Origin of the sequence: Streptomyces sp. Q6 (assembly GCF_036967205.1) — a bacterium.
Lineage (GTDB): Bacteria > Actinomycetota > Actinomycetes > Streptomycetales > Streptomycetaceae > Streptomyces > Streptomyces citrinus.
Window position 1 is genome coordinate 640462 of record NZ_CP146022.1, and the last position, 21331, is coordinate 661792.

Consider the following 21331-nt stretch of genomic DNA (forward strand, 5'->3'; position numbering starts at 1 on the left):
TGGGGGTCCGGGCGGCAGGCCTGAGCGGCCGCTCGGTGTTAATCTCAGTACTTTGCGTTCCTGCCGGGCCTTCCTCGGTACGTCTCCTACGCGGAAGGCTCCTCATGGACTCCTCGAACCCGGCGGTGCCGACCGTCACCACCTTCGCCGAACTCGATCTGCCGGCCGCTCTTCTGCACACCCTGGACGAGCAGGACGTACGGGAGCCCTTCCCGATCCAGGCGGCCACGGTCCCCAGCGCCCTCGCGGGGCGCGACGTCCTGGGGCGCGGGCGCACCGGCTCGGGCAAGACCCTCGCGTTCGGCCTGCCGCTGCTCGCCCGCACGGCCGGCCGCCGCGCGGAGGCGAAGCAGCCCCTCGCGCTGGTCCTGGTGCCGACGCGCGAGCTGGCCCAGCAGGTCACCGAGGCGCTCACCCCGTACGCCCATGCGCTGGGCCTGCGGACGGCCACGGTCGTCGGCGGGATCTCGATCGCCCGCCAGATCGCGGCGCTGCGGGAGGGCGCCGAGGTCGTCGTGGCCACACCGGGACGGCTGCACGACCTGATCGAGCGCAAGGCCTGCCGCCTGGACCGGGTGCGGATCACCGTGCTCGACGAGGCCGACCAGATGTGCGACATGGGGTTCCTGCCGCAGGTCACCGAGGCGCTCGACCAGGTGCGCGCCGGCGGCCAGCGGATGCTGTTCTCGGCGACCCTCGACCGTGACGTCGACGAGCTCGTGCAGCGCTACCTCCACGACCCCGTCGTGCACGAGGTCGACCCGTCCGCGGGCGCCGTCACGACGATGGACCACCACGTCCTGGTCGTGCACGGGCCCGACCGGTACGCCGTCGCGACGGAGATCGCCGCCCGCGACGGCCGGGTCCTGATGTTCCTCGACACGAAGCACAGCGTGGACCTGCTCACCCGGCACCTGCGGGCCAACGGCGTGCACGCCGCGGCGCTGCACAGCGGCAAGTCGCAGCCGCAGCGGAGCCGGACCCTGGCGCAGTTCAAGAGCGGCGGGGTGACCGCGCTGGTGGCGACGAACGTCGCGGCGCGCGGTCTGCACGTCGACGACCTGGACCTCGTGGTGAACGTCGACCCGCCCACCGACCCCAAGGACTATCTGCACCGCGCGGGCCGTACCGCGCGTGCCGGCGAGTCCGGCCGGGTCGTCACCCTGGTCCTGTCGGGGCAGCGCCGGGAGACGAGCCAGGTGCTCACCGACGCCGGGATCGCGCCGAAGGTCACCAAGGTGCGCTCGGGCGAGGCGGAGCTGAGCCGGATCACCGGGGCGAGGCAGCCGTCCGGCAAGCCGCTCGACAGCGACCCGAGCGCGGCGAAGCCGAAGAACACCAACGCTCCGTTCCGCGGCCTCGGCACCAGCAAGGCCACCCCGGCCGCGGGAGGCAGCGGCGGCGGCAAGAGCAGTGGTGGCGGCAAGAGCGGCGGGACGTCCCGCAAGGCCGGTGAGGCACGCAAGCTCGCCGAGGCCCGCAAGGCCGCGCAGATGCGCCGCCGCGGCCGCTGACCGAAGCCCAGGTGATCCCAACCCCCGTGGCCTCCACGGGGGTTGAGTGCGTTCCCGACTTTGAACTCATCGATGACAAAGTATGGACGGGATCGGCAGAAGTCTTCTAGCGTGACGGCGCAACCGTAGGCGTACCAGCCAGACCGGGGTGCAATCCGGCGGCCTCCGGTCCCGTCCAGGAGGACCGATGCATCCACGGCTGTTCCCGCATGCCCGAAGACGGCTCGCCACCCTGCTCGTCGGAGGGTTCCTCGCCGGGGGAATCATGACCGCTCCCCCGTCCGCCGCCGCGCCCGACGACATCCCGCCGCAGGAGCCGGGCGTCACCCTGCGCGTCTTCGACACCCAGGTCCCGCTCAGCAAGCTCTGCACGCTCAAACCGCGACAGACCCCGAACCACGACGCGTTGATGCCGACCGTGGACTGGTCCACGACCGGCGACTTCGGCGGATTCGCCGACAACTTCGCGGCCGAGGCGTCCGGTTACCTGGTGATCCCGAGCGACGGAAGCTACACCTTCCGGCTCACCAGCGACGACGGCTCACGGCTGACCATCGACGACCGCGAGGTCATCGACCACGACGGCCTGCACGGCGCCGAGCCCAAGGACGGTTCCGTCCAGCTCACCGCCGGTTCCCACCCGTTCCGCGTCGACTACTTCGAGCGGACCGGCGGACAGCAGCTCACGCTGGCGTGGAAGCCGCCGGGCGCGAGCGACTTCGGCGTCGTGCCGCGCGAGGCGCTGAGCACCGACGCGGGCGTGGTCCGGGTGACCGCGCCGGGCCGCAAGGAGTGCGAGTCGGGCGCGGACAGCCCCGGCGACGGCCTGCCGCTCGACGGCGTACGCCCCGACCTCGACCTCACCGACCTGCGGCCCGACGGCTTCGAGCCCCAGGTCACCGGGATGGACTGGCTGCCCGACGGGCGCCTCGCGCTCAGCACGTGGGGCGGGTCGCAGAACAAGGACGGCGAGGTGTACGTCCTCGACCACGTCACCGGTGACACCAGCCGCGACAAGGTGACCGTGAAGAGGGTCGCGAGCGGGCTGCGCGAACCGATGGGCATCAAGTACGTCGACGGTTCGCTGTACGTGTCGCAGAAACACGAGCTGACCCGACTCGTCGACACCGACAAGGACCTGGTCACCGACGAGTACCGCACGGTCGCCACCTGGCCGTACGGCGGCAACTTCCACGAGTTCGCGTTCGGGCTGCTCTACAAGGACGGCTACTTCTACGTGAACCTGTCCGTCGCCATCGACTACGGCGGCGCGACCACCACCCCGCAGCCCGCGCCGGGGCGCGGCACCACGTACAAGGTCAGCAGGAAGACGGGGAAGATCCACGCGGTGGCCGGAGGGCTGCGCACGCCGAACGGGATCGGCTGGGGCCCGGACGGTGACATCTTCACCACCGACAACCAGGGCGGCTGGCTGCCCGCGTCGAAGCTCGTCCAGATCAAGCAGGACCGCTTCTTCAACCACTACACCGAGCCGTCGGGCCCGTTCGACGACCGGCCGGTGACCCGGCCGGTGCTGTGGCTGCCGCAGAACGAGATCGCCAACTCCCCGAGCACACCGCTGTACTTGAAGGAGGGCCGCTTCGCCGGACAGATGCTCTTCGGCGACGTCACGTACGGCGGACTGCAACGCGGTTACCTGGAGAAGGTGAAAGGCCAGTACCAGGGCGCCGTGTTCCGCTACACACAGGGCCTGGAAGCCGGCGTCAACCGGATCACGATGGGGCCCGACGGCGCGATCTACGCGGGCGGGCTCGGTGCCGACGGGAACTGGGGCCAGGAAGGGAAGCTGAAGTTCGGCCTCCAGAAGCTGACACCGAACGGCGGCAACACCTTCGACGTCAAGGAGATGCGCGCGGTCCCCGGCGGCTTCGACCTGGAGTACACGCAGCCGCTGTCGCAGGCCACCGCCGAGAAGCTGGCCGAGCGCTACGAGGCCGAGCAGTGGCGGTACACGCCGACGTCGGACTACGGCGGGCCGAAGATCGGCGAGGAGAAGCTGGCCGTCCGCTCGGCGACGCTCGCCGACGACGGCCGCACCGTGCGGCTGCGGCTCGACGGCCTCAAGCCCGACCGCGTCGTGCACGTGCGCTCCCCGCGCCCCTTCGCGTCCGCGTCCGGCGAGACACTGTGGAGCACGGAGGCCTGGTACACGCTCAACGCGCTGCCGGGCAAGCAGCCGCCGCCCGCCACCCTCTACGAGGCGGAGGAGGCCCGCCTGACCGGGACGGCCGGCATCAACACCGACCACCCCGGCTACTCGGGCAGCGGTTTCGTCGACCGGTACAACACCGAGGGCAAGGCCGCGACGACCTTCGACGTCACGGTCCCCGAGGCCGGTGACTACGACGTGAACCTGCGCTACTCGAACGGCCCCAACCCGTTCCAGGGCACCAAGTCCCTTTCCCTGTACGCCAATGGGGAGAAGCTGCGACAGACGAAGCTCGCCTCGACGGGCACGTGGGACGCCTGGTCGACGCGGTCCGAACGGGTCACGCTCAAGGCGGGCCGCAACACGCTCTCCTATCGCTTCGACGCCGGTGACACCGGGCACGTCAACCTCGACCTGATCACCGTGCGCCCGCACGGCGCTCCGGTCACCCTCTTCGACGGCACCGCCGCCTCCCAGGCGCAGTGGCAGCACACCGACGGGCGGCGCCTCGCATGGCCGCTCACCGCCGAGCAGTCGATGGAGGTGTGCTGCGGCGACATCCGCACGAAGGAGGCGTACGGGGACTTCACGCTGCACGTGGAGTTCCGGGTCCCGCTGCTGCCCGACGACGTGACCGGGCAGAACCGCGGCAACAGCGGCATCTACCTCCAGGACCGCTACGAGGTACAGATCCTCGACTCGTACGGGGACACGACCCTCGACACGAACGAGGCCGGGGCGATCTATCTGAAGAAGGCACCGGACGTCAACGCGGCGACGAAGCCGGAGAGTTGGCAGACGTACGACATCACGTTCCGCGCGGCGCGCTTCGACGACAGCGGCGCCAAGACGGCCGACGCGCGGGTGACGATCGTGTGGAACGGCACGAAGGTGCACGACGATGTCGCGATCGACGGTCCGACCGGCGCGGGCATACCGGAGGGGCCCGCGGCCGGGGCGATCCGGTTGCAGGACCACGGGAACAAGGTCCGGTTCCGCAACATCCGCGTGGAGCCGCTGAGTTGAGGGTCCGGCCGTGACCTGCGGGCCGCGCCCACGACGTCGTGGGCGCGGCCCTGCGCGGCATCGGCGGGGCTGTTTCGAAGGAGTGCGCGGCACCCCAGGGCCACCACTCCTGGGAGATGCGGCTGCCCGAGCGCACGGGCCGGCACATGGTGTTCGTGCAGTGGATCCGCTCGGACAGCCCGGAGAACTTCTTCTCCCGCTCGGACGTCGTCTTCGACCGCGGCGACGGGGAGGTCACCCGGGCGGCGGCGCCCCGCTGCTCCGGCACCGGCGCGGGCGGGCCGGTGCCGACGGCTGAGCCTGTCGTCGCGGTCAGCCCACCACGTCCGCGTCGGCGCGGACCGCGACGGCCCATTCGGCGACCAGTACCTCGTACTCGCGGCGCTGGTCGTCGTTGAGCCATCCGCCGGAGCGCAGCATGAGCAGGCGGATCTGCGCATTGAGCTCATCGGCGGATCGTCTGGCACGCAGCGAATATGTGGCGGACATATGGAGAACCGTAGCGCCCCACGTGAAAACGTGGCCAGAGCATTACGCGCCAAGCGCGCACCGGCGTGCGACGGTCCGGGTCAGTCGCTCTCCGTGGCCTCTTCGGCGTTGCGCCAGACCGTCACGTCGACGGTGACGTACCTGCTCGGGTCGCCTGCGCCGGACTTGCCGCGGTAGGTGACCACGGCGATATGGCCCGCGTCGCTGCGGACGCAGATCTGCGATCCGGCGGTGAGCTGGTCGAGGTTGATCTCCTCGGTGTAGCGGGTCTCCGTGCGGCAGGTCTTCAGCGAGCCTTCCTGCGCGTTGTTGAGGAGGACCAGCTTGCCGTTGTCGGTGCCGATCTTCCGGTCGTCGGTCGCCGAGCCGTTGTCGTAGTAGTACAGGTCACCGCCCATGTACTGGGCTCCGGTGTCGCCGCCGTCGAGGGGCTTGGGCGGGCTGTCGCCGAGCTTGAGGTAGTAGTCCTCGGTCAGGTCGATGCCCTGGTAGCTCGCGGGCTTGGGGTCGGGCAGTTTGCCGTTGCTGCCCTTGGCCGTCCCGCCCGTCCCGCCCGAGCTGCTGGAGCCGCCCGATCCGGACCGGCTGTCGCCCGAGTCCCCCTCGGGGGCCAGGGCGCCGATGACCGCGAGCACGGCGAACACCCCGACGACGGCGCCGGCGACGATCAACCCCGTCCGCTTCTTCGGCGGGGGCGGCGTGAGCCACGGCCGGGGGGCGGGCATGCCGGGCGCGTGCGGGGGCGCGTAGCCGCGGTTCCACTGTGGGGCGGGCACGGGCGTCGGGTACGGGGCGCGGCCCTGGGCCGAGGGTAGGGCGCGGTGTGCGCGTACGGGGACGGCGGGGGCGTGTGCGGCCCGAAAGCGGTGGGGGCGTGCGGGGGCGCACCGACGGGCGGTGCGGGCGTGGCCGCGGCGGTCGGTGGCGGCGGGGTCGGCGCGGTCGCGGCGGGCGGCGGGGTCGGCGCGGGCGCGGGCAGACGCAGTCGCTCGGTGATGGAGCCGGCGAAGGTCTGCGGCAGCCAGTCCTCGCCCTGCCGCAGCGGGGTCGGGGACAGCTCGTGGCACTTCTCGATGATCTCGGTCAGGCTGGGCCGGTCGGCGGGGTCACGACTGAGGCAGTGGGACACCAGCGGCCGCAGCACGTCGGGGAGTTGGCTGAGGTCGGGGTCCTCGTGGACGATCCGGTAGAGCACCGCGTGCGAGGACCCCTCGCCGAAGGCGGGCGCGCCGATGGCGGCGAAGGCGGTGATCTGGCCCAGGGCGAACACGTCCGTGGCGGGGGTGATGGTGCCGGCCGCCGCCTGCTCCGGGGCCATGAAGTGCGGTGTGCCGACGGAGACGCCGGTGCCGGTCAGCGAGGTCGCGTCGGCCGCGCGGGCGATGCCGAAGTCGATGACCCGCGGCCCGTCACCGGCCAGCAGGACGTTGGCGGGCTTCAGATCACGGTGCACGATGCCCGCGCCGTGGATCACGTGCAGGGCCTCGGCGACACCGACCGTGAGCAGGAGCGCGCTGCGCAGCGGGAGCGCCCCGTGCTGGGCGACGGCGTGCGCGAGCGAGGGTCCCGGCACGTACGCGGTGGCCAGCCAGGGCTGGCGCCCCTTCGTGTCGCCGTCGATGACGGGAGCGGTGTAGAGCCCCTGCACCCGCTGCGCGGAGCTGACCTCCTGCTCGAACCGGCGCCGGAATTCGGGGTCCTGGCTGAACTCGGGACGGATCACCTTCAGCGCGATGGGCCTGCCGCCCGGCGTGTACGAGAGGTACACCTTGCCCATTCCACCGGCGCCCAGAACGGCGGCCAGCCGGTAGCCGCCCACCACCGGCGGATCATCGGCCCCGAGCGGCTGGAACAGCTCCGCCGAAGGTGTCACCATGTCGCATCGTCCCCTGCTCAAGGGCGACATGCGCCGCCCGGTCCCCGAAGTCCCCGGAAACATATCGAATCAGCGGAGCGATTCCGTGGGCACGGTCGCAACAGTCGCGCTACAACGTGCCGTTGGGCAGCGCGCGAACGCGGGCCTCGGCCGCCGCTCGATTCCCGGTACCGCTCCCCGCCGTCCGGCACGCCCTTTGTACGGCGTCGGCTCGGCGCGTGCTCCACGCCTGTCCCGAGGACGCTTCCCGCGCGATCGAGGACGTTTCACGCGCGATTCACGCATCGAACCTCTTGATTCGAGCGTGAAGAACCGGCATCGTGCTCGCATCAGCATCACCGATCACTGTTCCGGCGGCGAAGGGCGAAGAGGGACTTCATGGACGAGATCGACCGGGCCATCCTGCGGGAGTTGCAGGTGGACGGCCGGATCCCCTACGCCGAGCTGGGGCCGAAGGTGGGCCTGTCCCCGTCGGCCGCGCGGCTGCGGTTGCAGCGCCTGATCGACGCCAAGGCGGTGCAGGTGGTGGGGGTGACCGACCCGATGACCATGGGCCATCAGTCCATGGCGCTGCTCGGCCTGCGCGTCGACGGCGATCCCCGGGCGGTGGCCGACGCGCTCTCCGGGCACGACGAGGTCGTCTACGCGGTCCTGACCGCCGGGACCTTCGACCTGTTCGTCGAGGTCGTCTGCGCGCGCCCGCACGACCTGCTCGACTTCGTCAACGACGTCGTCCGGGCCGTCGAGGGCGTCACGTCCGTGGAGAAGTTCCCGTACTTCGGGATCCACACCCACCGCTTCCTGTGGCACGTCGACTGAGGCGCCCGACCGCCCCGATCCCACTCCCCCGCCCGCCACCCCGCTCCGCGCCCCCCTGTCGAGGACTCCGCCATGCCGCACCCCGAACCCCGTACGACGGTCGACTTCTTCGCCGAGGACGCGCTTCCCGTGCCGCGCACCACGCCGGCCGAGGCCGAGGCCATGGCCCGCAAGGACCTCGGCGTCGACGGCGCGCGGGCGGAACCGCTGGGAAGCCAGCAGGACGCCAACTTCCTGCTGCGGGACGGGAACGCGACGGTTCTCGCGGTCCTGAAGATCGCCAACCCGGCGTTCGGTCTCCTGGAGATCGAGGCGCAGGACACCGCCGCCGACCTGATCGCCGACGCACACCCCGACCTGCGGATCGCCACGGTCCTACGGCACCCCGACGGCACCCCGCGCCGCACCACGGTCGACACGGACAGTGGGCCCGCGGTCGCCCGTCTGCTACGGCACCTGCCCGGCGGCACGCTGTCCGGGCCGCGCCACCTGTCACCCCGCACGGTCGCGGCGATGGGCACGATCGCCGCCCAAGTGAGCACCGCCCTGCGGGAGTTCGGCCATCCGGGCCTCGACCGCGTCCTCCAGTGGGACCCGCGGTACGCCGACCGCGTCGTCGCGACGCTCGCCGGGCACCTCGACGAGCCCGAGCGACGGGCCGCCGTCGAGGGCGCCACCGCCGAGGCCTGGAGCCGCGTCCAGGAGGTCGCCGACGCGCTGCCGCGCCAGGCCGTGCACCTGGACCTCACGGACGACAACCTGATCCGCCGTCCCGACAGCCACGTGCCGATACCCGACGGAATCATCGACTTCGGTGATCTGACGACGAGTTGGGCGATCGGCGAGCTCGCCGTGACGCTCTCCTCCGTCCTCCATCACGACGGCGTCGAACCGCATCACGTGCTCCCCGCCGTCCGCGCCTTCCACGCCGTGCGGCCGCTGTCCGCCGCGGAGGCCGACGCGCTCTGGCCGCTCGTGGTGCTGCGCGCCGCGGGACTCGTCGTCAGCGGCCGGCAGCAGGCCGCGGTCGACGCGGACAACGCCTACGCGACCGCCGCGCTCGACCGCGAGTGGCGGATCTTCGAGCAGGCCGTGCGCGTGCCGCTGCCGGTGATGACCCGGCTCGTCAGGAACGCGGTCGGGCTCGCCGACACCCCTGTCGCCGCCGCTGCCCCGACGCTCCCGCTGCTGCGCGACATCGCGGCCGACCGCGTCGCCGTACTCGATCTGTCCACGGACTCCGACGCCATGGACGCGGGAGCCTGGCTCGCCGCCGACGCCGAGGAGACGATGTCGTCCGCCGCGCTCGCGAGCGGCGCTCACGCGACCGCCACCCGGTACGCGCGGGCACGGCTGGATCTGGCCCCGGCCCTGTCGACGCGCTCCGGCGCGACGGTCCCCACCGGCATCGACGTGCGACTCGGCCGGGCGACGGTGCTCCAGGCCCCCGGTGCGGGACAGGTCCTGACGGCGGAGCCCGGACGCGTGGAGCTCACCGAAGCGATCACCGAGGAGGTCGCCCAGCAGCCGGCGCGCGGGCCCTTCGTGCTGACGGTGTCCTTCCCCGTCACCGTCCCGCCGGCCGCCGGGATCGCCGCGGGCCGGGCGGTCCGGGCGGGCGACGACCTCGTCCGCCTGCCCGCCGGGAGCCGGGTCCACGTCGCGCTCCGCACGCCCGACAGCCCGGCCCTGCCGCCGCTGGTGCGTCCCGAGTACGCCGAGGGCTGGCTGCCGCTCACCGCCGACCCGGCCCCGCTCCTGGGCCTGGCTCCCACGGACCCCGCGCGACGCACCGCCGACCTGCTGGAGCGACGTGATGCCGTGTTCGCGACGGTGCAGGAGCACTACTACGCCGAGCCGCCCCGGATCGAGCGGGGCTGGCGCCACCACCTGCTGTCCACCGACGGCCGCTCCTACCTCGACATCGTCAACAACGTCACCCCGCTCGGCCACGCCCACCCTCGTGTCGAGCAGGCGGTGACCCGGCAGTTGCGGCGGCTGAACACCAACTCGCGGTTCCACTACGCCGCGGTGGTGGAGTTCACCGAACGCCTCGCCGCGCTGCTGCCCGAGCCCCTGGACACGGTCTTCCTCGTCAACTCCGGCTCCGAGGCCGTGGATCTGGGCCTGCGCCTCGCCGTCGGCGCGTCCGGCAGGCCCGACGTGGTCGCCGTGCGCGAGGCGTACCACGGCTGGACGTACGCCTCGGACGCCGTCTCCACCTCCCTCCAGGACAACCCCAACGCCCTGGCCACGCGCCCGGGTTGGGTGCACACCGTGGACTCGCCCAACCCGTATCGGGGCCGCCACCGCGGGGTTGACGCGGCGCGCTACGCGGCGGAGGCCGTCGCCGTGATCGACGGTCTCGCGGCCGCCGGGCAGCCGGCCGGGGCGTTCGTCAGCGAGACCTTCTACGGCAACGCCGGCGGGGTCGCCCTGCCCGACGGCTATCTGGACCAGGTGTACGCGGCGGTGCGGCGGCACGGCGGTCTGGCCGTCGCCGACGAGGTGCAGGCCGGTTACGGCCGGCTCGGGCACTGGTTCTGGGGCTTCGAGCAGCAGCGGGTCGTGCCCGACATCGTCTGCGTCGCCAAGGCCATGGGCAACGGACACCCGCTCGGCGCCGTCATCACCACGCGGGAGATCGCCGACCGGTACCGCGAGCAGGGCTACTTCTTCTCCTCCACCGGCGGCAGCCCGGTCTCCAGCGTGGTCGGCCTCACCGTCCTGGACGCGCTGCGCGACGAGGATCTCCAGGGCAACGCGGTCCGCGTCGGTGGTCACCTCAAGGAGCGGCTCCGGGCCCTGGCGGACCGGCACCGCGTCGTCGGGGCGGTGCACGGTTCGGGCCTCTACCTCGGCCTCGAACTCGTCCGCGACCGGGCGACCCTGGAGCCCGCCACGGAGGAGACCGCCGAGCTGTGCGACCTGATGCTCGACCTCGGCGTCGTCGTCCAGCCCACCGGCGACCACCTCAACATCCTGAAGATCAAGCCGCCGCTGTGCATCGACACCGTGGCCGCGGACTTCTTCGCCGACACCCTCGACCTGGCCCTCACCCAGCTCGGCCACGCCGGCTGACCGCACCCGTACGACGCCCGTCCCCCTCCCCCGTGAAGATTTCCGTGACAGAGCTCGGAGAAGAGTGAAGTTGATGGACACCATCGTCGTCGGCGCGGGCATCGCCGGCCTCACCGCGGCCCGACTCCTGCACGCGGCCGGACGCCGCGTGATCGTGCTCGAAGCACGCGAGCGCGTCGGCGGCCGGATGTGGACGGACCGCACGGCGGGGTTCTCCGTCGACCGCGGCGCCTCGTGGATCCACGGTCTCACCGGCAACCCGCTCACGGACCTCGTCCCGGCGTTCGGCATGGAGACCCGCGAGTTCACCGTGGGGAGCTTCCAGGCAGGTGGGCGGCCGATCGCCGACCACGACGCGTCCCGGCGCCTCCTGGACGACGACGCCACCCGCCGCTGGATCGCCGACGTCGACGCGGCGGACGCGCTCTTCCAGCGGACCATCGCGGACTCCGGGCCCGACGAGAGCTACGCCGCCGCGGCCGAGCGCACCCTCGCCGCGACCGGCTGGGATCCCGAACGCGCCGACCGGGTCCGCTCGTTCTACCGTCACCGCACGGAGGAGCAGTGCGGCGCGGAGGTCGAGGACGTCGCCGCGCACGCGCTCGACGAGGACGCCATCGAGGGCGACGAGGTCATCTTCCCCGGCGGCTTCGACGCCCTGCCCCGCGCGTTCGCCGAGGGCCTCGACGTGCGTACGGGAACGACGGTGACGGCGGTCACCAGGTCGGCGGACGGGGTGCGGGTCGACACGGAGGTCGGGTCCTTCGACGCCGCCCAGGTGATCGTCACGGTGCCGCTGGGCGTGCTCAAGGCGGGGGCGATCACGTTCACGCCCGCGCTGCCGGACGCCGTCGCGGGGCCGATCGACCGGCTCGGCATGGGCGTCTTCAACAAGGTGTTCCTCCAGTTCCCGAAGCGGTTCTGGCAGGACGGCGTCTACGCGATCCGGCAGCACGGCCGGGCCGGCTTCCCCTGGCACTCCTGGTACGACGTCTCCGTGGTGAGCGGCGAGCCGATGCTGCTGACCTTCGCCGGCGGCGCCTGGGGGCGGGAGATCGAGCGGCGGACCGACGACGAGGTGGTCGCCTCGGTCCTCGACTCCCTGCGCGCGCTGTACGGTGCCGGTGTCCCCGACCCGGTGGCGCACTGGATCACCCGCTGGGGCAGCGATCCGCTCGCCCTCGGCTCGTACTCGTACGTCGCCGTCGGTTCCTCGCACGACGACCACGACGCGCTGGCGGGGCCCGTCGACGGCGTGCTCCATTTCGCGGGCGAGGCGACCTACGGGCACGAGCCGGCCACCGTGCACGGCGCGCTCCTGTCGGGGCATCGCGCGGCCGAGCGGATTCTCGGTGCACCGGTCTCGCTCGACCGGCTCACCCGGGACGTGCGCGCCACGAGGTGACGTCACCCGCCCGAGCCGGATTCCAGCGGGGTGCGGTGGAATGAGCGCATGGTGACGATGATCAATCAACTGACCCTGACCGGCGACGAGAAGGCCCTCTTCGCGGTGCTCGACGAGATCTGCGCGCACATGAAGAGGCAGCCGGGCTTCGACTCGCTGCGGCTGCACCGGTCGCTGCGGACGCCCGAGCGGCTGGTGATGGTGGCCCGGTGGGAGGACGCCGCGGCGCACGCGGCGGCGTCCTCCGGCCCGCGGGTCCGGGAGTTGTTCGAGCGGCTGCGGGCCGAGGCGCGCACGGATCCCGACGTGTACGAGACGCTGCTCGAAGGGTGAGCGCGGGGGCCGGGGCGCGGGGCTGTAGTACGGGTCGAGCCCGGCTCCAGACAGCGGGGTCATCCTCCCGGCGGAGGTGGCAGACACCATGTCGGAGCACAGGAGTTCGACGCTCGGTGAACGAGCGTCACACGTCGCCGAGGTCGCGGCCCGCGGCTCCCGGGCGGCCGAGACCGCGCGGAGGCTCTCGCCGGAGGTGGTGGGCGCCCTGGTGGATGCGGGGTTCGCCCGGCACTTCGTACCGAAGGCGTACGGAGGCGCGCAGGGCGGGTTCGCCGAGCTGACCGGGGCCGTCGCACGGGTCGGGGAGGGTGCGCGGCGGCGGCGTGGACCGCGTCGCTCGCCGCGTACGCCGCGCGGTACGCGGCCTTCCTTCCCGAGGCCGGACAGGAGGAGGTGTGGGCGGAGGGACCCGACACGCTCGTCGCCGGAGCGCTCATCCCGTCGGGCGGGGCGGAGGTCACCGCGGGCGGGTGGCGGCTGACCGGCGCGTGGTCGTACATCAGCGGGGTGCACGTCGCCGACTGGGTCCTCGCGTGCGCCGCGGTGGCCGGCGCGGACGCGGACGGTCCGGCGCAGGTGCGCTTCTTCGCGGTGCCGCGACGGGACTTCGCGGTCGAGGAGACCTGGTTCCCGGTCGGGATGCGGGGCACGGGCAGCGACACGATGGTGCTGACCGACGTCTTCGTGCCCGAGCACCGTTCGTTCGCGCGTGCGGCGGTCCTCGCGGGCGACGCCCCGGCCTCCGACGCGCGCTGCCACACGGTGCCGATGCACGCGGTGGGCGCGCTGCCGTTCGCGGCGCCGCTGCTCGGGGCCGTCCGGGGCGCGCTCAGGACGTGGACGGCGCGGACGGCGCTGCGCACCGATGTACGGGGGCGCGCCGTCAGGGAGGTGCGGTCGGTGCAGACCACGCTGGCGCGGGCGGCGGGCGAGGCGGACGCGGCGGAGCTGCTCCTGCTGCGGACCGCGCGGGTCGCCGACGGTACGGAGACCGTGCCCGAGGGCGCCGCCGCGGTGCGCGGGGCGCGGGACACGGCGCTCGCCGCCGAACTCCTCGTAGCGGGCGTGGACCGCGTGTTCCGCGCGGGGGGCACTTCCGGGCAGGCCGAGACCGACCCGGTCCAGCGGTTCTGGCGTGATGTCAACACCGCCGCCACGCATGTGGCGCTCGACTTCGAGTCCAGCGGTGCCGCGTACGGGGCCTGGGCGCTGTCCGGCCGGGAGGGCGAGGCGCGATGAACACGGTTCTGGTGACCGGGGCGACGGGGGCGGTCGGCCGCCACCTGGTGCGGGAACTCCTCGACGCGGGGACCCGGGTGCGGGCGCTGACCCGCGACGCGGAGCGGGCGGGGTCGGTGCTGCCGGACGGGGCGGAGCCGGTCGTGGGTGATCTGGCGGACGCCGACGCGCTGGGCCGTGCGCTGAAGGGGGTCGACCGGGCCTACGTGATGCTCGACGCGGACGCGGGGGCGGCGTTCGCCCACGCGGCGAGCCGTGCGGCCGAGCTGCGGCACGTGGTGCTGCTGTCGGCGTCGGCGGCCGCCGACCCGGGCTACGACAACCCGATGTTCCGCAAGCATGTGGAGGGTGAGCGGCAGCTGCGGGCCAGTGGTGTGCCGACGACGTTCCTGCGGCCGGGGGCGTTCAGCACGCTCGCCCTGCACTGGGTGCCCGCCGTGCGCGGCGACGGTGTGGTCAGGGTCGTGTTCCCGCAGCTGTCGGTGGCGCTGATCGACCCGCGGGACATCGCCGACGTCGCCGCGGTCGCGTTGCGCGGTGCGGTCGACCGGTGGGCGGGGCGCGTCCTGCCGCTGTCGGGACCGCGGTTGCTCAACATGCACGACAGGGCGCGGATCATCGCAGAGACGGTCGGGCGGCCGCTGCGCGTGGAGCAGGTGCCCGAAGAGGCGTGGGTCCGGGCCGCGTCGGCGCATCTGCCCGAACCGTACGCGCGGGCCCTGGTGGGGGTGGAGCGGTACTTCACCGAGCGGCCGCCGGGGGTGGCCGGCACGGTGGCGGAGGTCACCGGGCGTCCCGCGCGGTCGTTCAGGACCTGGGTCACGGACCATCGGGACGCGTTCCTGGGCTGACGTGAGGACACACCACTGGGCCGCCGGCGCGAAGCCGGCGGCCCAGTGGTGTGTCGACCAGCGCGGTCAGGCGTAACAGGCCGGCAGACGGCCGCCGTTGTACGCCACCAGCTCACCGAAGACGGACACGACGTCCAGAGGTTCCCCGTCCGCTCCTCCGGCCTGCTCGGCGTACGCCCGATGGAGGTTCCCGACGAGTCGTTCGGCGTCCAGCCAGTGCGCGTACGGGCCGGGACCCGCTTCGCGGGCGGTCTCCAGGGGCGTCAGCCCGGCCTTCGCGCCGTCCGCGGCGAGCCGCTGGATCCGGCGCAGATACGCGGCCGTCTCGTCCAGGACCTCCGGTCCGCAGACCGGGCCGTGCCCGCCGACCACCAGGAGCGGGTCGAGCGCGCGCAGCCGTTCGACGGCCCGCAGGGAGCCTCTGACCGAGCCCATCAGGACGAACGGGGTGCACCCCGACATGAGGACGTCACCGGCGAACAGCACCCGCTCCCGCGGCAGCCAGACGACCGTGTCGTTGGTGGTGTGCGCGGGGCCGACGTGGATCAACTCGGCCTGCCGGTCGTCGAGATGCAGGACGAGGCGGTCCTCGTACGTGAGATGGGGCAGGGTGACGGAGATCCCGCCCCACTCGACGTCGGGCCACAGGCCGGTGAGGCCGAGACCGGCCGCGGCCATCTCCGTACGGGCCCGCTCGTGGGCGACGATCACGGCGTCCGAGCCGCCGACGACCGCGTTGCCGAAGGTGTGGTCGCCGTGGAAGTGCGTGTTGACGAGGACCCGTGGCGGACTGGCCGTGAGGTCGCCGATCGCCTGGCGCAGGGCGCGGGCCCTGGCTTCGGTGGCGGCCGTGTCGATGACGGTGACGCGGTCGGACCCGACCAGGACGCCGGCGTTGTTGACGCACCAGCCGCCCTCCGGCTGGACGTACGCGAAGACGCCGTCGGCGATCTCCCGCATCCGCTGTGGGGCGGCGGGGCGGGTGCCGTGGCCGTGCGGGGTGAGCGTCTCGGTCATCGGCGACCGCTCCCGCTCTCCACGTGGGCGCGGGCCGCGGCGAGCGTGCGGCGGCTGTTGCCGCCCAGCGCCTCGCGCACCTTCGCGCGGGCGTCGGCGAGATCGGTCCCGGCGCCGAAGAACGCCGTGACGCCGTCGGGGTCGAGCGCGACACTGTGGCGTGCGATGACCCGTGTGCGGCCGTCCGCGCCCGCGGTGACGGTCCACTCGCCGCTGTGGCCGAGCAGCGGGCGCGGCACGGTCGTCTGCTTGTAGACGATCCGCGCGGTGGTCTCGCCGGGGAAGCAGAGCCGTACCGAGCGGGTGGTGTGCACCGTGCCGTCGGCGGCCGCGGTGTCCATCTCCAGCGTCTGCACCTCGGCCCCGGCCGTGGCCTCGCCCGCGGGCGTGGTGCCGAGTTCCAGGCGGGCGACGTGGGGGAGCCTGTCCGGCCAGAGGTCGGCCCGGTGCAGGAAGGCGTACACCTCGTCGGCCGGTCCGTCGATCTCCACCTCGTCGGTGAAGGAGAACACCAACTCCCCCACCGCGTCGGTGCGTTCGGCCCAGTCGACGACCGAGGCGACCTCGGTGACGCTGTTGCCGTCGAGGGCTTCGGCCACCCAGCGCGCCGATGCGGGGTCGTCGTCGGTGAGGGTCCAGTCGTGGGCGAGGACGAGCGTACTCGTCCCCTCGGCCGGCTCGGTCGCGAACGCCCAGTGGCCGCCCATCGAGGCGAGGGGCGGGGCGCTGTTCTCCTGCCGGAACCCGATGCGCAGCCCGTCGGGGTCGAACGTGCGCCGCGAGGTCCAGCTGCGCACCTCGTGGCCGACCAGCGCCCACAGGCGGATGCGTTCGCCGTCGGGCGAGCTCTCCAGTACCTGGGCGTGCAGGCAGGGGGTGAAGTAGAGCGGCCAGTCGAGGACGTCGGCGACGATGCCGTACGCGCGGGCCGCGGGCGCCTTGAGGACGGCCGTGTGCCGGGCGGTGTGCGGGGTCACGGGAGCTCCCATCAGTAGTTCCCCAGTCCGCCGCACACGTTCCACGCCTGCGCGGTGACGGCGGCGGCCGCGTCGGACGCCAGGTAGCCGACCAGCGCGGCCACTTCGTCGGGGCGGCTGTAGCGGCCCAGCGGGATCTTCGCCTCGAAGCGGCTCAGCACCTCCTCCTCCGGTACGTCCCACAGGTCGGCGTAGTGCCGGCGGACCTGGCCCGCCATCGGCGTCTCGACGTAGCCGGGGCAGACGGCGTTGACGGTGATGCCGGTCCGGGCGAGCTCCAGGCCCAGCGCCTTGGTGAAGCCGATGACCCCGTGCTTGGAGGCCGAGTACGGCGCCCCGAAGACCACCCCCTGCTTCCCACCGGTGGAGGCGATGCTGATGATCCGGCCGCGGTCGCGCTCGCGCATGCCGCCGGTGGTCAGTGCCTCCTTCGTCACGAGGAAGACGCTGTTGAGGTTGGTGTCGATCACGTCGTACCAGAGCTCGTCGGGCAGGTCGGCGGTGACGCCGCCGCCGCTGCGGCCCGCGTTGTTGACGAGGACCTCGACCGGGCCGAAGCGGTCGACGGCGGCGCGCACGAACTCCCGTACCGCCGGGGCCGAGGTGACGTCGCAGACCGCGCCGTCCGCCTCGTGGCCGAGCTCGGTCAGTTCCTTGACGGTCGCGGTCAGCGCCTCCTCGTCGCGGGCGCAGAGGAAGACCGGATGCCCGCTGCCCGCCAGGGCCGCGGCCACGGCGTGGCCGATGCCCCGGGTCGCCCCGGTGACGAGGGCGGTGCCGCGGCGGGCGGCTCCGGCCTCGTGGTCCTCGGCTGTCTGCGTTGTCGTTGCGGTCACGGCCGCGCTCCCCTCGATGGTCCGATGGCGTCAATCTGTCCGACCGCCCTTGAGGCGGGCTCGAGGAGGCGTCGAGCCCGCTCGGCGACGCTGATCCGGTTCGGCCGACCGGCCGGGACACCGTGCGACGAGGAGTGTCCGTGACCACCAGCGCACCGGCGGCGACCGCCGCCCTCACCGGCCTCTACGCGGAGGTCCAGCAGTTCTACGCCCGGCAGGCGCATCGCCTCGACGCCGTCCGGGCCGAGGAGTTCGCCGCGACCTTCGCCCAGGACGGGGAGTTCGAGCACTCCCCCGACTCGCCCCCGGCGCGGGGCCGCGAGGCGATCGCCGAGGAGGTGCGCGGCTTCAACGAGCGCCGCTTCGCCGACGATCCCGTGCAGCGACGGCACTGGTTCAACATGCTGGACGTACGCCCGCAGGACGACGGCAGCATCCAGACGGAGTTCTACGCCCTGGTGGTGATCACCCGGCCCGGACAGGCCACGCCGGTGATCGCGCCCAGCTGCGTGGTGCGTGACGTGCTCGTCCGCGAGGACGGTCACCTGCGCACGCTGCGACGGAAGGTGACGCAGGATCACCTGTCGTTCTGACGGAACGCGTGACGAAGGGGCCGACCGTGATCACGGTCGGCCCCTTCGTCGTGTCGTGCAGCCGTCGCGTCAGGCGGCTCGGGCGAGCACCTCGTTCACGCCGTCGAGGAACTGCCGCGGGGTCCGCAGATCCGACAACTCGGTGTCGTCGATCTCCACTCCGAATCGCTGGGTGACATGGGCCGCCGTCTCCAGCATGGCGAGCGAGTCGTATCCGAGGTCGGTGAACGGGGTGTCGAGGTCGGTTCCGTCGAAGGCGGTGTCCTCGTCCTCGCCGGCGCACACGGCGAGGATCTGCCGGAGGTCGTTCAGGGTGATCGTGCTCATGTGGGGGGTCCTCACTCCTTCGGGCCTTGGGGTGTCACTGGGCTTCCGGCGCGCGGACGACCACGGCGGCGTTGAATCCGCCCTGTCCGCGCGCCAGTACGAGGGCGGTGCGCACCGCGAGGGTGCGCGGCGCGTCCCGTACGAGATCGATCCGGTGGTCGGGGCCGGGCCGTGCGACGTTGATCGTCGGGGGCACGACGCCGTCGCGTACGGACAGCAGGGCGGCCGCGACATCCAGCGCGGGACCTCCCGCGGCCAGCCGTCCGGTCATCGTCCGGGGCGCGGTCACCGGCACCCCGTACGGACCGAAGAGCGCGGTGAGGGCCGCGGTCTCCGCCCGGTCCAGGGCCGGATCACCGGCGGCGTCGGCGAACACCACGTCGACGTCGGACGGTTCCGCGCCCGCGTCGGCGAGGGCGGTGCGGGCGGCCCGTTCGAGACCGGGTGGCCGCCCGGAGCCGGGGGCGGGGTCGAACGTGGCGGCGTATCCGGCGATCTCCCCGTAGACCTGCCGGGCTCCGCGCCGGTCCGCGGCCGCGGCGTCCTCCAGGATCAGGATCGCGCCGCCCTCCCCCGGGACATGGCCGCTCGCCCGGGTGTCGAAGGGAACGTAGGCGCGGGCGGGGTCGGGTTCCCGCGAGAGGCGGCCGCTCGCCGTGTGCGCGGCCAGGCCCCACGGGTCGAGGGCCGACTCGACACCGCCGGTGACCGTGAAGGTGCTGCCCTTGCGCAGCGTGCGGCGGGCGTGGCCGATCGCGTCGAGGCCGCCGGCCTGTTCGGAGACGAGCACACCGCCGGCTCCGCGCATGCCGTGGCGGATGGAGATCTGGCCGGTGTTGACCGCGTAGAACCAGGCGAAGGACTCGTACACGCTGACGTGCTGCGGTCCTTGTGTCCAGAGCTTGCGGATCTCGCGGTGGGTGAACTCGAAGCCGCCCGTGGCGTTGGAGGTGATCACGCTCTTGTCGTACTCGGGGATCGTGTCGGGTTCCGCCGCCGCGTCCGCGAGGGCCCAGTCGGTGGCGGCCAGGGCCAGCCTGGTGACCCGGTCGGTCTGCGGGAGCAGCCGTCCCGGCACGTGCGCGGCGTCCTCGAAGCCCTCGATGCGGCCCACCAGTCGGGTCGGATAGCCGGTGGCGTCGAAGGAGTCGACGGGCCGGATGCCGCTGACTCCGCTGAGCGTGGCGGCCCACCACTCCTCGACACCGAGCCCGTTGGGGGCGACGACACCGATTCCGGTCACGACCGCCGTACGGGTACGGGTAGTTGTACTGGTCCGGGCCGGTGCGAGGGTCATGCCGCACTCTCCTGACGGGGTTCACGGGCGAGGACCATCGCGCTCTGGAAGCCGCCGAAGCCGCTGCCGACGCTGAGCACGGTGTCGACGGCGACCTCGCGCGCCTCGTTCGGCACGTAGTCGAGGTCGCACTCGGGGTCGGGTTCGTGCAGATTGGCGGTGGGCGGCACGGCGCCGTACTCCAGCGCGAGGGCGCAGGCCGCGATCTCGATCGAGCCGATCGCGCCCAGCGAGTGGCCGATCATGGACTTGATGGAGCTGATGGGCACGTGCCGGGCGTGGTCGCCGAGGGCGGTCTTGAAGGCGGCCGTCTCGTGCCGGTCGTTCTGCTTGGTGCCGGATCCGTGCGCGTTGACGTAGCCGACGGAGGCGGGGTCGGTGCGGCCCTCCTCCAGTGCGTGGCGGATGGCCTCGGCCATCTCCCGGCCGTCCGGCTTGAGCCCGGTCATGTGGTACGCGTTGCAGCGCGTGGCGTAGCCGGAGATCAGCCCGTACACGTGCGCTCCGCGGGCCCTCGCGTGGCCGAGTTCCTCCAGGACGAACATGGCCGCGCCCTCCGCGAGGACGAAGCCGTTGCGGGTGCGGTCGAAGGGGCGCGAGGCGTGCTCGGGCGCGTCGTTGCGCGGTGAGGTCGCCTTGATCGCGTCGAAGCAGGCCACGGCGATCGGTGAGATGGGGGTGTCGGCGGCGCCGGCCAGCATGACGTCGGCGCTGCCCTCCGCGATCAGGTCGCGGGCGTAGCCGAGGGAGTCGAGGCCGGAGGTGCAGCCGGTGGAGACGACGGCGGCCGGGCCCTCGGCGCCGACGACCCGGGCCACTTCGGCCGCGAGGGAACTGGGTACGAACGCGTCGAACAGGTGCGGGGAGATGTATCCGGCGTCGAGTTCCCAGGTGCGGCCGCTGTCGCTGAGCGCGAGGTACTCGCGTTCGAGCGTGGTGGTGCCGCCGACGGCGCTGCCGACGCTGACGCCGGTCCGCTCCGGCCGGAGTTCGGCGAACTCCAGACCGCTGTCGGCGAGGCACTCGCGGGCGCTGACCACGGCGAACTGCGCGGCCCTGTCCAGCCGGCGGATCTCGCGGGGCGTGAGTCCGTGGCGCTCGGGCGCGAAGTCGACCTCGGCGGCGATCTGCGAGCGGAACGGGGAGGGGTCGAAGAAGGAGAGGGTGCGGGTGGCGGTGCGGCCCGAGACCAGCAGGTCCCAGAAGGCCTTCTTGCCCACTCCGCCCGGTGCCACCACGCCGATCCCGGTGATGGCGACTTGTCGGTTCACTGCGGTTTTCCCCCTTGGGCGAGCGGTACGACGGACTGGGTGACGCCTGCTTGCGACGGGAAGTCTGCGGCGCCGGGCTCGAAGTCGGCTCGAGGAACGGTGGCGTTCGCGGCCGCGCCGCCGGGTACGGCGGGCGGGCGCACGGGAATCGCGTCGCCCGCCCGTACGGCCCGGTACAGCCGCCGTACGACCGGGCCCGGCGCCACC

17 protein-coding genes and 1 pseudogene are annotated in these 21331 nt (G+C 72.9%); 10 read left to right on the forward strand and 8 right to left on the reverse strand.

Annotated features, from left to right (window positions below; genetic code table 11):
- The first annotated feature begins 104 nt into the window (after positions 1–104).
- The 3 genes from V2W30_RS03140 (at position 105) to V2W30_RS41485 (ending at position 5108) form a co-directional block, all read left to right on the forward strand.
- A complete protein-coding gene (locus tag V2W30_RS03140; protein WP_338693467.1) occupies positions 105–1514 on the forward strand; it encodes a DEAD/DEAH box helicase in 1410 nt (469 codons plus the stop codon).
- A 187-nt stretch (positions 1515–1701) separates the two neighbouring features.
- The gene (locus V2W30_RS03145) at positions 1702–4710 is read left to right on the forward strand and encodes a family 16 glycoside hydrolase (protein WP_338693469.1); all 3009 of its coding nucleotides are present in this window, start codon (positions 1702–1704) and stop codon (positions 4708–4710) included.
- Between the two features lie 38 nt (positions 4711–4748).
- Entirely contained in the window at positions 4749–5108 is a 360-nt protein-coding gene (locus tag V2W30_RS41485; protein WP_425244473.1) for a lytic polysaccharide monooxygenase, read from the forward strand.
- Here the strand turns inward: V2W30_RS41485 and V2W30_RS03155 are convergent.
- Complete coding sequence (locus V2W30_RS03155; RefSeq protein ID WP_338693470.1) at positions 5023–5199, reverse strand: hypothetical protein; 177 nt, start codon at positions 5197–5199, stop codon at positions 5023–5025. The two genes, V2W30_RS41485 and V2W30_RS03155, sit on opposite strands and share 86 nt — an antisense overlap.
- Before the next feature lie 80 nt (positions 5200–5279).
- Positions 5280–7075 (reverse strand): annotated as a pseudogene (locus V2W30_RS03165) (serine/threonine-protein kinase).
- 378 nt (positions 7076–7453) lie between these two features.
- On the opposite strand from V2W30_RS03165, the gene V2W30_RS03170 reads away from it, so the two are divergent.
- From V2W30_RS03170 to V2W30_RS03195, 6 genes are all read left to right on the forward strand, one after another.
- Positions 7454–7894 (forward strand): Lrp/AsnC family transcriptional regulator, encoded by a 441-nt coding sequence (locus V2W30_RS03170; protein ID WP_338693476.1) that lies wholly within the window; start codon positions 7454–7456, stop codon positions 7892–7894.
- Positions 7895–7966: 72 nt separating this feature from the next.
- On the forward strand, positions 7967–10975 hold the full coding sequence (locus tag V2W30_RS03175; protein WP_338693478.1) for an aminotransferase: 3009 nt from the start codon (positions 7967–7969) through the stop codon (positions 10973–10975).
- A 73-nt stretch (positions 10976–11048) separates the two neighbouring features.
- Positions 11049–12380, forward strand: coding sequence for an NAD(P)/FAD-dependent oxidoreductase (locus tag V2W30_RS03180; protein WP_338693479.1), 1332 nt, complete (start codon positions 11049–11051; stop codon positions 12378–12380).
- Between the two features lie 48 nt (positions 12381–12428).
- Complete coding sequence (locus tag V2W30_RS03185) at positions 12429–12713, forward strand: antibiotic biosynthesis monooxygenase family protein (protein WP_338693480.1); 285 nt, start codon at positions 12429–12431, stop codon at positions 12711–12713.
- A 396-nt stretch (positions 12714–13109) separates the two neighbouring features.
- Entirely contained in the window at positions 13110–13955 is an 846-nt protein-coding gene (locus V2W30_RS03190; protein WP_338693482.1) for an acyl-CoA dehydrogenase family protein, read from the forward strand.
- Positions 13952–14806, forward strand: coding sequence for an NmrA family NAD(P)-binding protein (locus V2W30_RS03195; RefSeq protein ID WP_338693484.1), 855 nt, complete (start codon positions 13952–13954; stop codon positions 14804–14806). The genes V2W30_RS03190 and V2W30_RS03195 overlap by 4 nt, the downstream gene beginning before the upstream one ends.
- Before the next feature lie 66 nt (positions 14807–14872).
- On the opposite strand, the gene V2W30_RS03200 is transcribed toward V2W30_RS03195, so the two are convergent.
- The 3 genes from V2W30_RS03200 to V2W30_RS03210 are packed head-to-tail and all read right to left on the reverse strand — an operon-like array spanning position 14873 to position 17636.
- Entirely contained in the window at positions 14873–15823 is a 951-nt protein-coding gene (locus V2W30_RS03200; RefSeq protein ID WP_338693485.1) for an MBL fold metallo-hydrolase, read from the reverse strand.
- The gene (locus V2W30_RS03205) at positions 15820–16812 is read right to left on the reverse strand and encodes an aromatase/cyclase (protein WP_338693487.1); all 993 of its coding nucleotides are present in this window, start codon (positions 16810–16812) and stop codon (positions 15820–15822) included. Before V2W30_RS03205 ends, V2W30_RS03200 begins: the two co-directional genes overlap by 4 nt.
- Complete coding sequence (locus V2W30_RS03210; RefSeq protein ID WP_338693489.1) at positions 16812–17636, reverse strand: SDR family NAD(P)-dependent oxidoreductase; 825 nt, start codon at positions 17634–17636, stop codon at positions 16812–16814. The genes V2W30_RS03205 and V2W30_RS03210 overlap by 1 nt, the downstream gene beginning before the upstream one ends.
- Before the next feature lie 140 nt (positions 17637–17776).
- On the opposite strand from V2W30_RS03210, the gene V2W30_RS03215 reads away from it, so the two are divergent.
- Positions 17777–18229 carry a nuclear transport factor 2 family protein gene (locus V2W30_RS03215; RefSeq protein WP_338693491.1) on the forward strand — a complete coding sequence of 151 codons (453 nt, stop codon included), beginning with the start codon at positions 17777–17779 and terminating at the stop codon, positions 18227–18229.
- Positions 18230–18298: 69 nt separating this feature from the next.
- On the opposite strand, the gene V2W30_RS03220 is transcribed toward V2W30_RS03215, so the two are convergent.
- From V2W30_RS03220 to V2W30_RS03230, 3 genes are read right to left on the reverse strand one after another with little or no spacing between them, the layout of a single operon-like run.
- Positions 18299–18556 (reverse strand): acyl carrier protein, encoded by a 258-nt coding sequence (locus tag V2W30_RS03220; protein ID WP_338693493.1) that lies wholly within the window; start codon positions 18554–18556, stop codon positions 18299–18301.
- 34 nt (positions 18557–18590) lie between these two features.
- Positions 18591–19853 carry a ketosynthase chain-length factor gene (locus V2W30_RS03225; RefSeq protein WP_338693495.1) on the reverse strand — a complete coding sequence of 421 codons (1263 nt, stop codon included), beginning with the start codon at positions 19851–19853 and terminating at the stop codon, positions 18591–18593.
- Complete coding sequence (locus tag V2W30_RS03230) at positions 19850–21124, reverse strand: beta-ketoacyl-[acyl-carrier-protein] synthase family protein (protein WP_338693497.1); 1275 nt, start codon at positions 21122–21124, stop codon at positions 19850–19852. Before V2W30_RS03230 ends, V2W30_RS03225 begins: the two co-directional genes overlap by 4 nt.
- Between the last annotated feature and the right edge of the window lie 207 nt (positions 21125–21331).

Coding starts and splice junctions, on each gene's coding strand:
- V2W30_RS03195 (WP_338693484.1), top strand. CDS start 13,952: ATGAACACGGTTCTGGTGACCGGGGCGACGGGGGCGGTCGGCCGCCAC.
- V2W30_RS03155 (WP_338693470.1), bottom strand. CDS start 5,199: ATGTCCGCCACATATTCGCTGCGTGCCAGACGATCCGCCGATGAGCTC.
- V2W30_RS03145 (WP_338693469.1), top strand. CDS start 1,702: ATGCATCCACGGCTGTTCCCGCATGCCCGAAGACGGCTCGCCACCCTG.
- V2W30_RS03205 (WP_338693487.1), bottom strand. CDS start 16,812: ATGGGAGCTCCCGTGACCCCGCACACCGCCCGGCACACGGCCGTCCTC.
- V2W30_RS03180 (WP_338693479.1), top strand. CDS start 11,049: ATGGACACCATCGTCGTCGGCGCGGGCATCGCCGGCCTCACCGCGGCC.
- V2W30_RS03170 (WP_338693476.1), top strand. CDS start 7,454: ATGGACGAGATCGACCGGGCCATCCTGCGGGAGTTGCAGGTGGACGGC.
- V2W30_RS03220 (WP_338693493.1), bottom strand. CDS start 18,556: ATGAGCACGATCACCCTGAACGACCTCCGGCAGATCCTCGCCGTGTGC.
- V2W30_RS03200 (WP_338693485.1), bottom strand. CDS start 15,823: ATGACCGAGACGCTCACCCCGCACGGCCACGGCACCCGCCCCGCCGCC.
- V2W30_RS03140 (WP_338693467.1), top strand. CDS start 105: ATGGACTCCTCGAACCCGGCGGTGCCGACCGTCACCACCTTCGCCGAA.
- V2W30_RS03185 (WP_338693480.1), top strand. CDS start 12,429: ATGGTGACGATGATCAATCAACTGACCCTGACCGGCGACGAGAAGGCC.
- V2W30_RS03175 (WP_338693478.1), top strand. CDS start 7,967: ATGCCGCACCCCGAACCCCGTACGACGGTCGACTTCTTCGCCGAGGAC.
- V2W30_RS03225 (WP_338693495.1), bottom strand. CDS start 19,853: ATGACCCTCGCACCGGCCCGGACCAGTACAACTACCCGTACCCGTACG.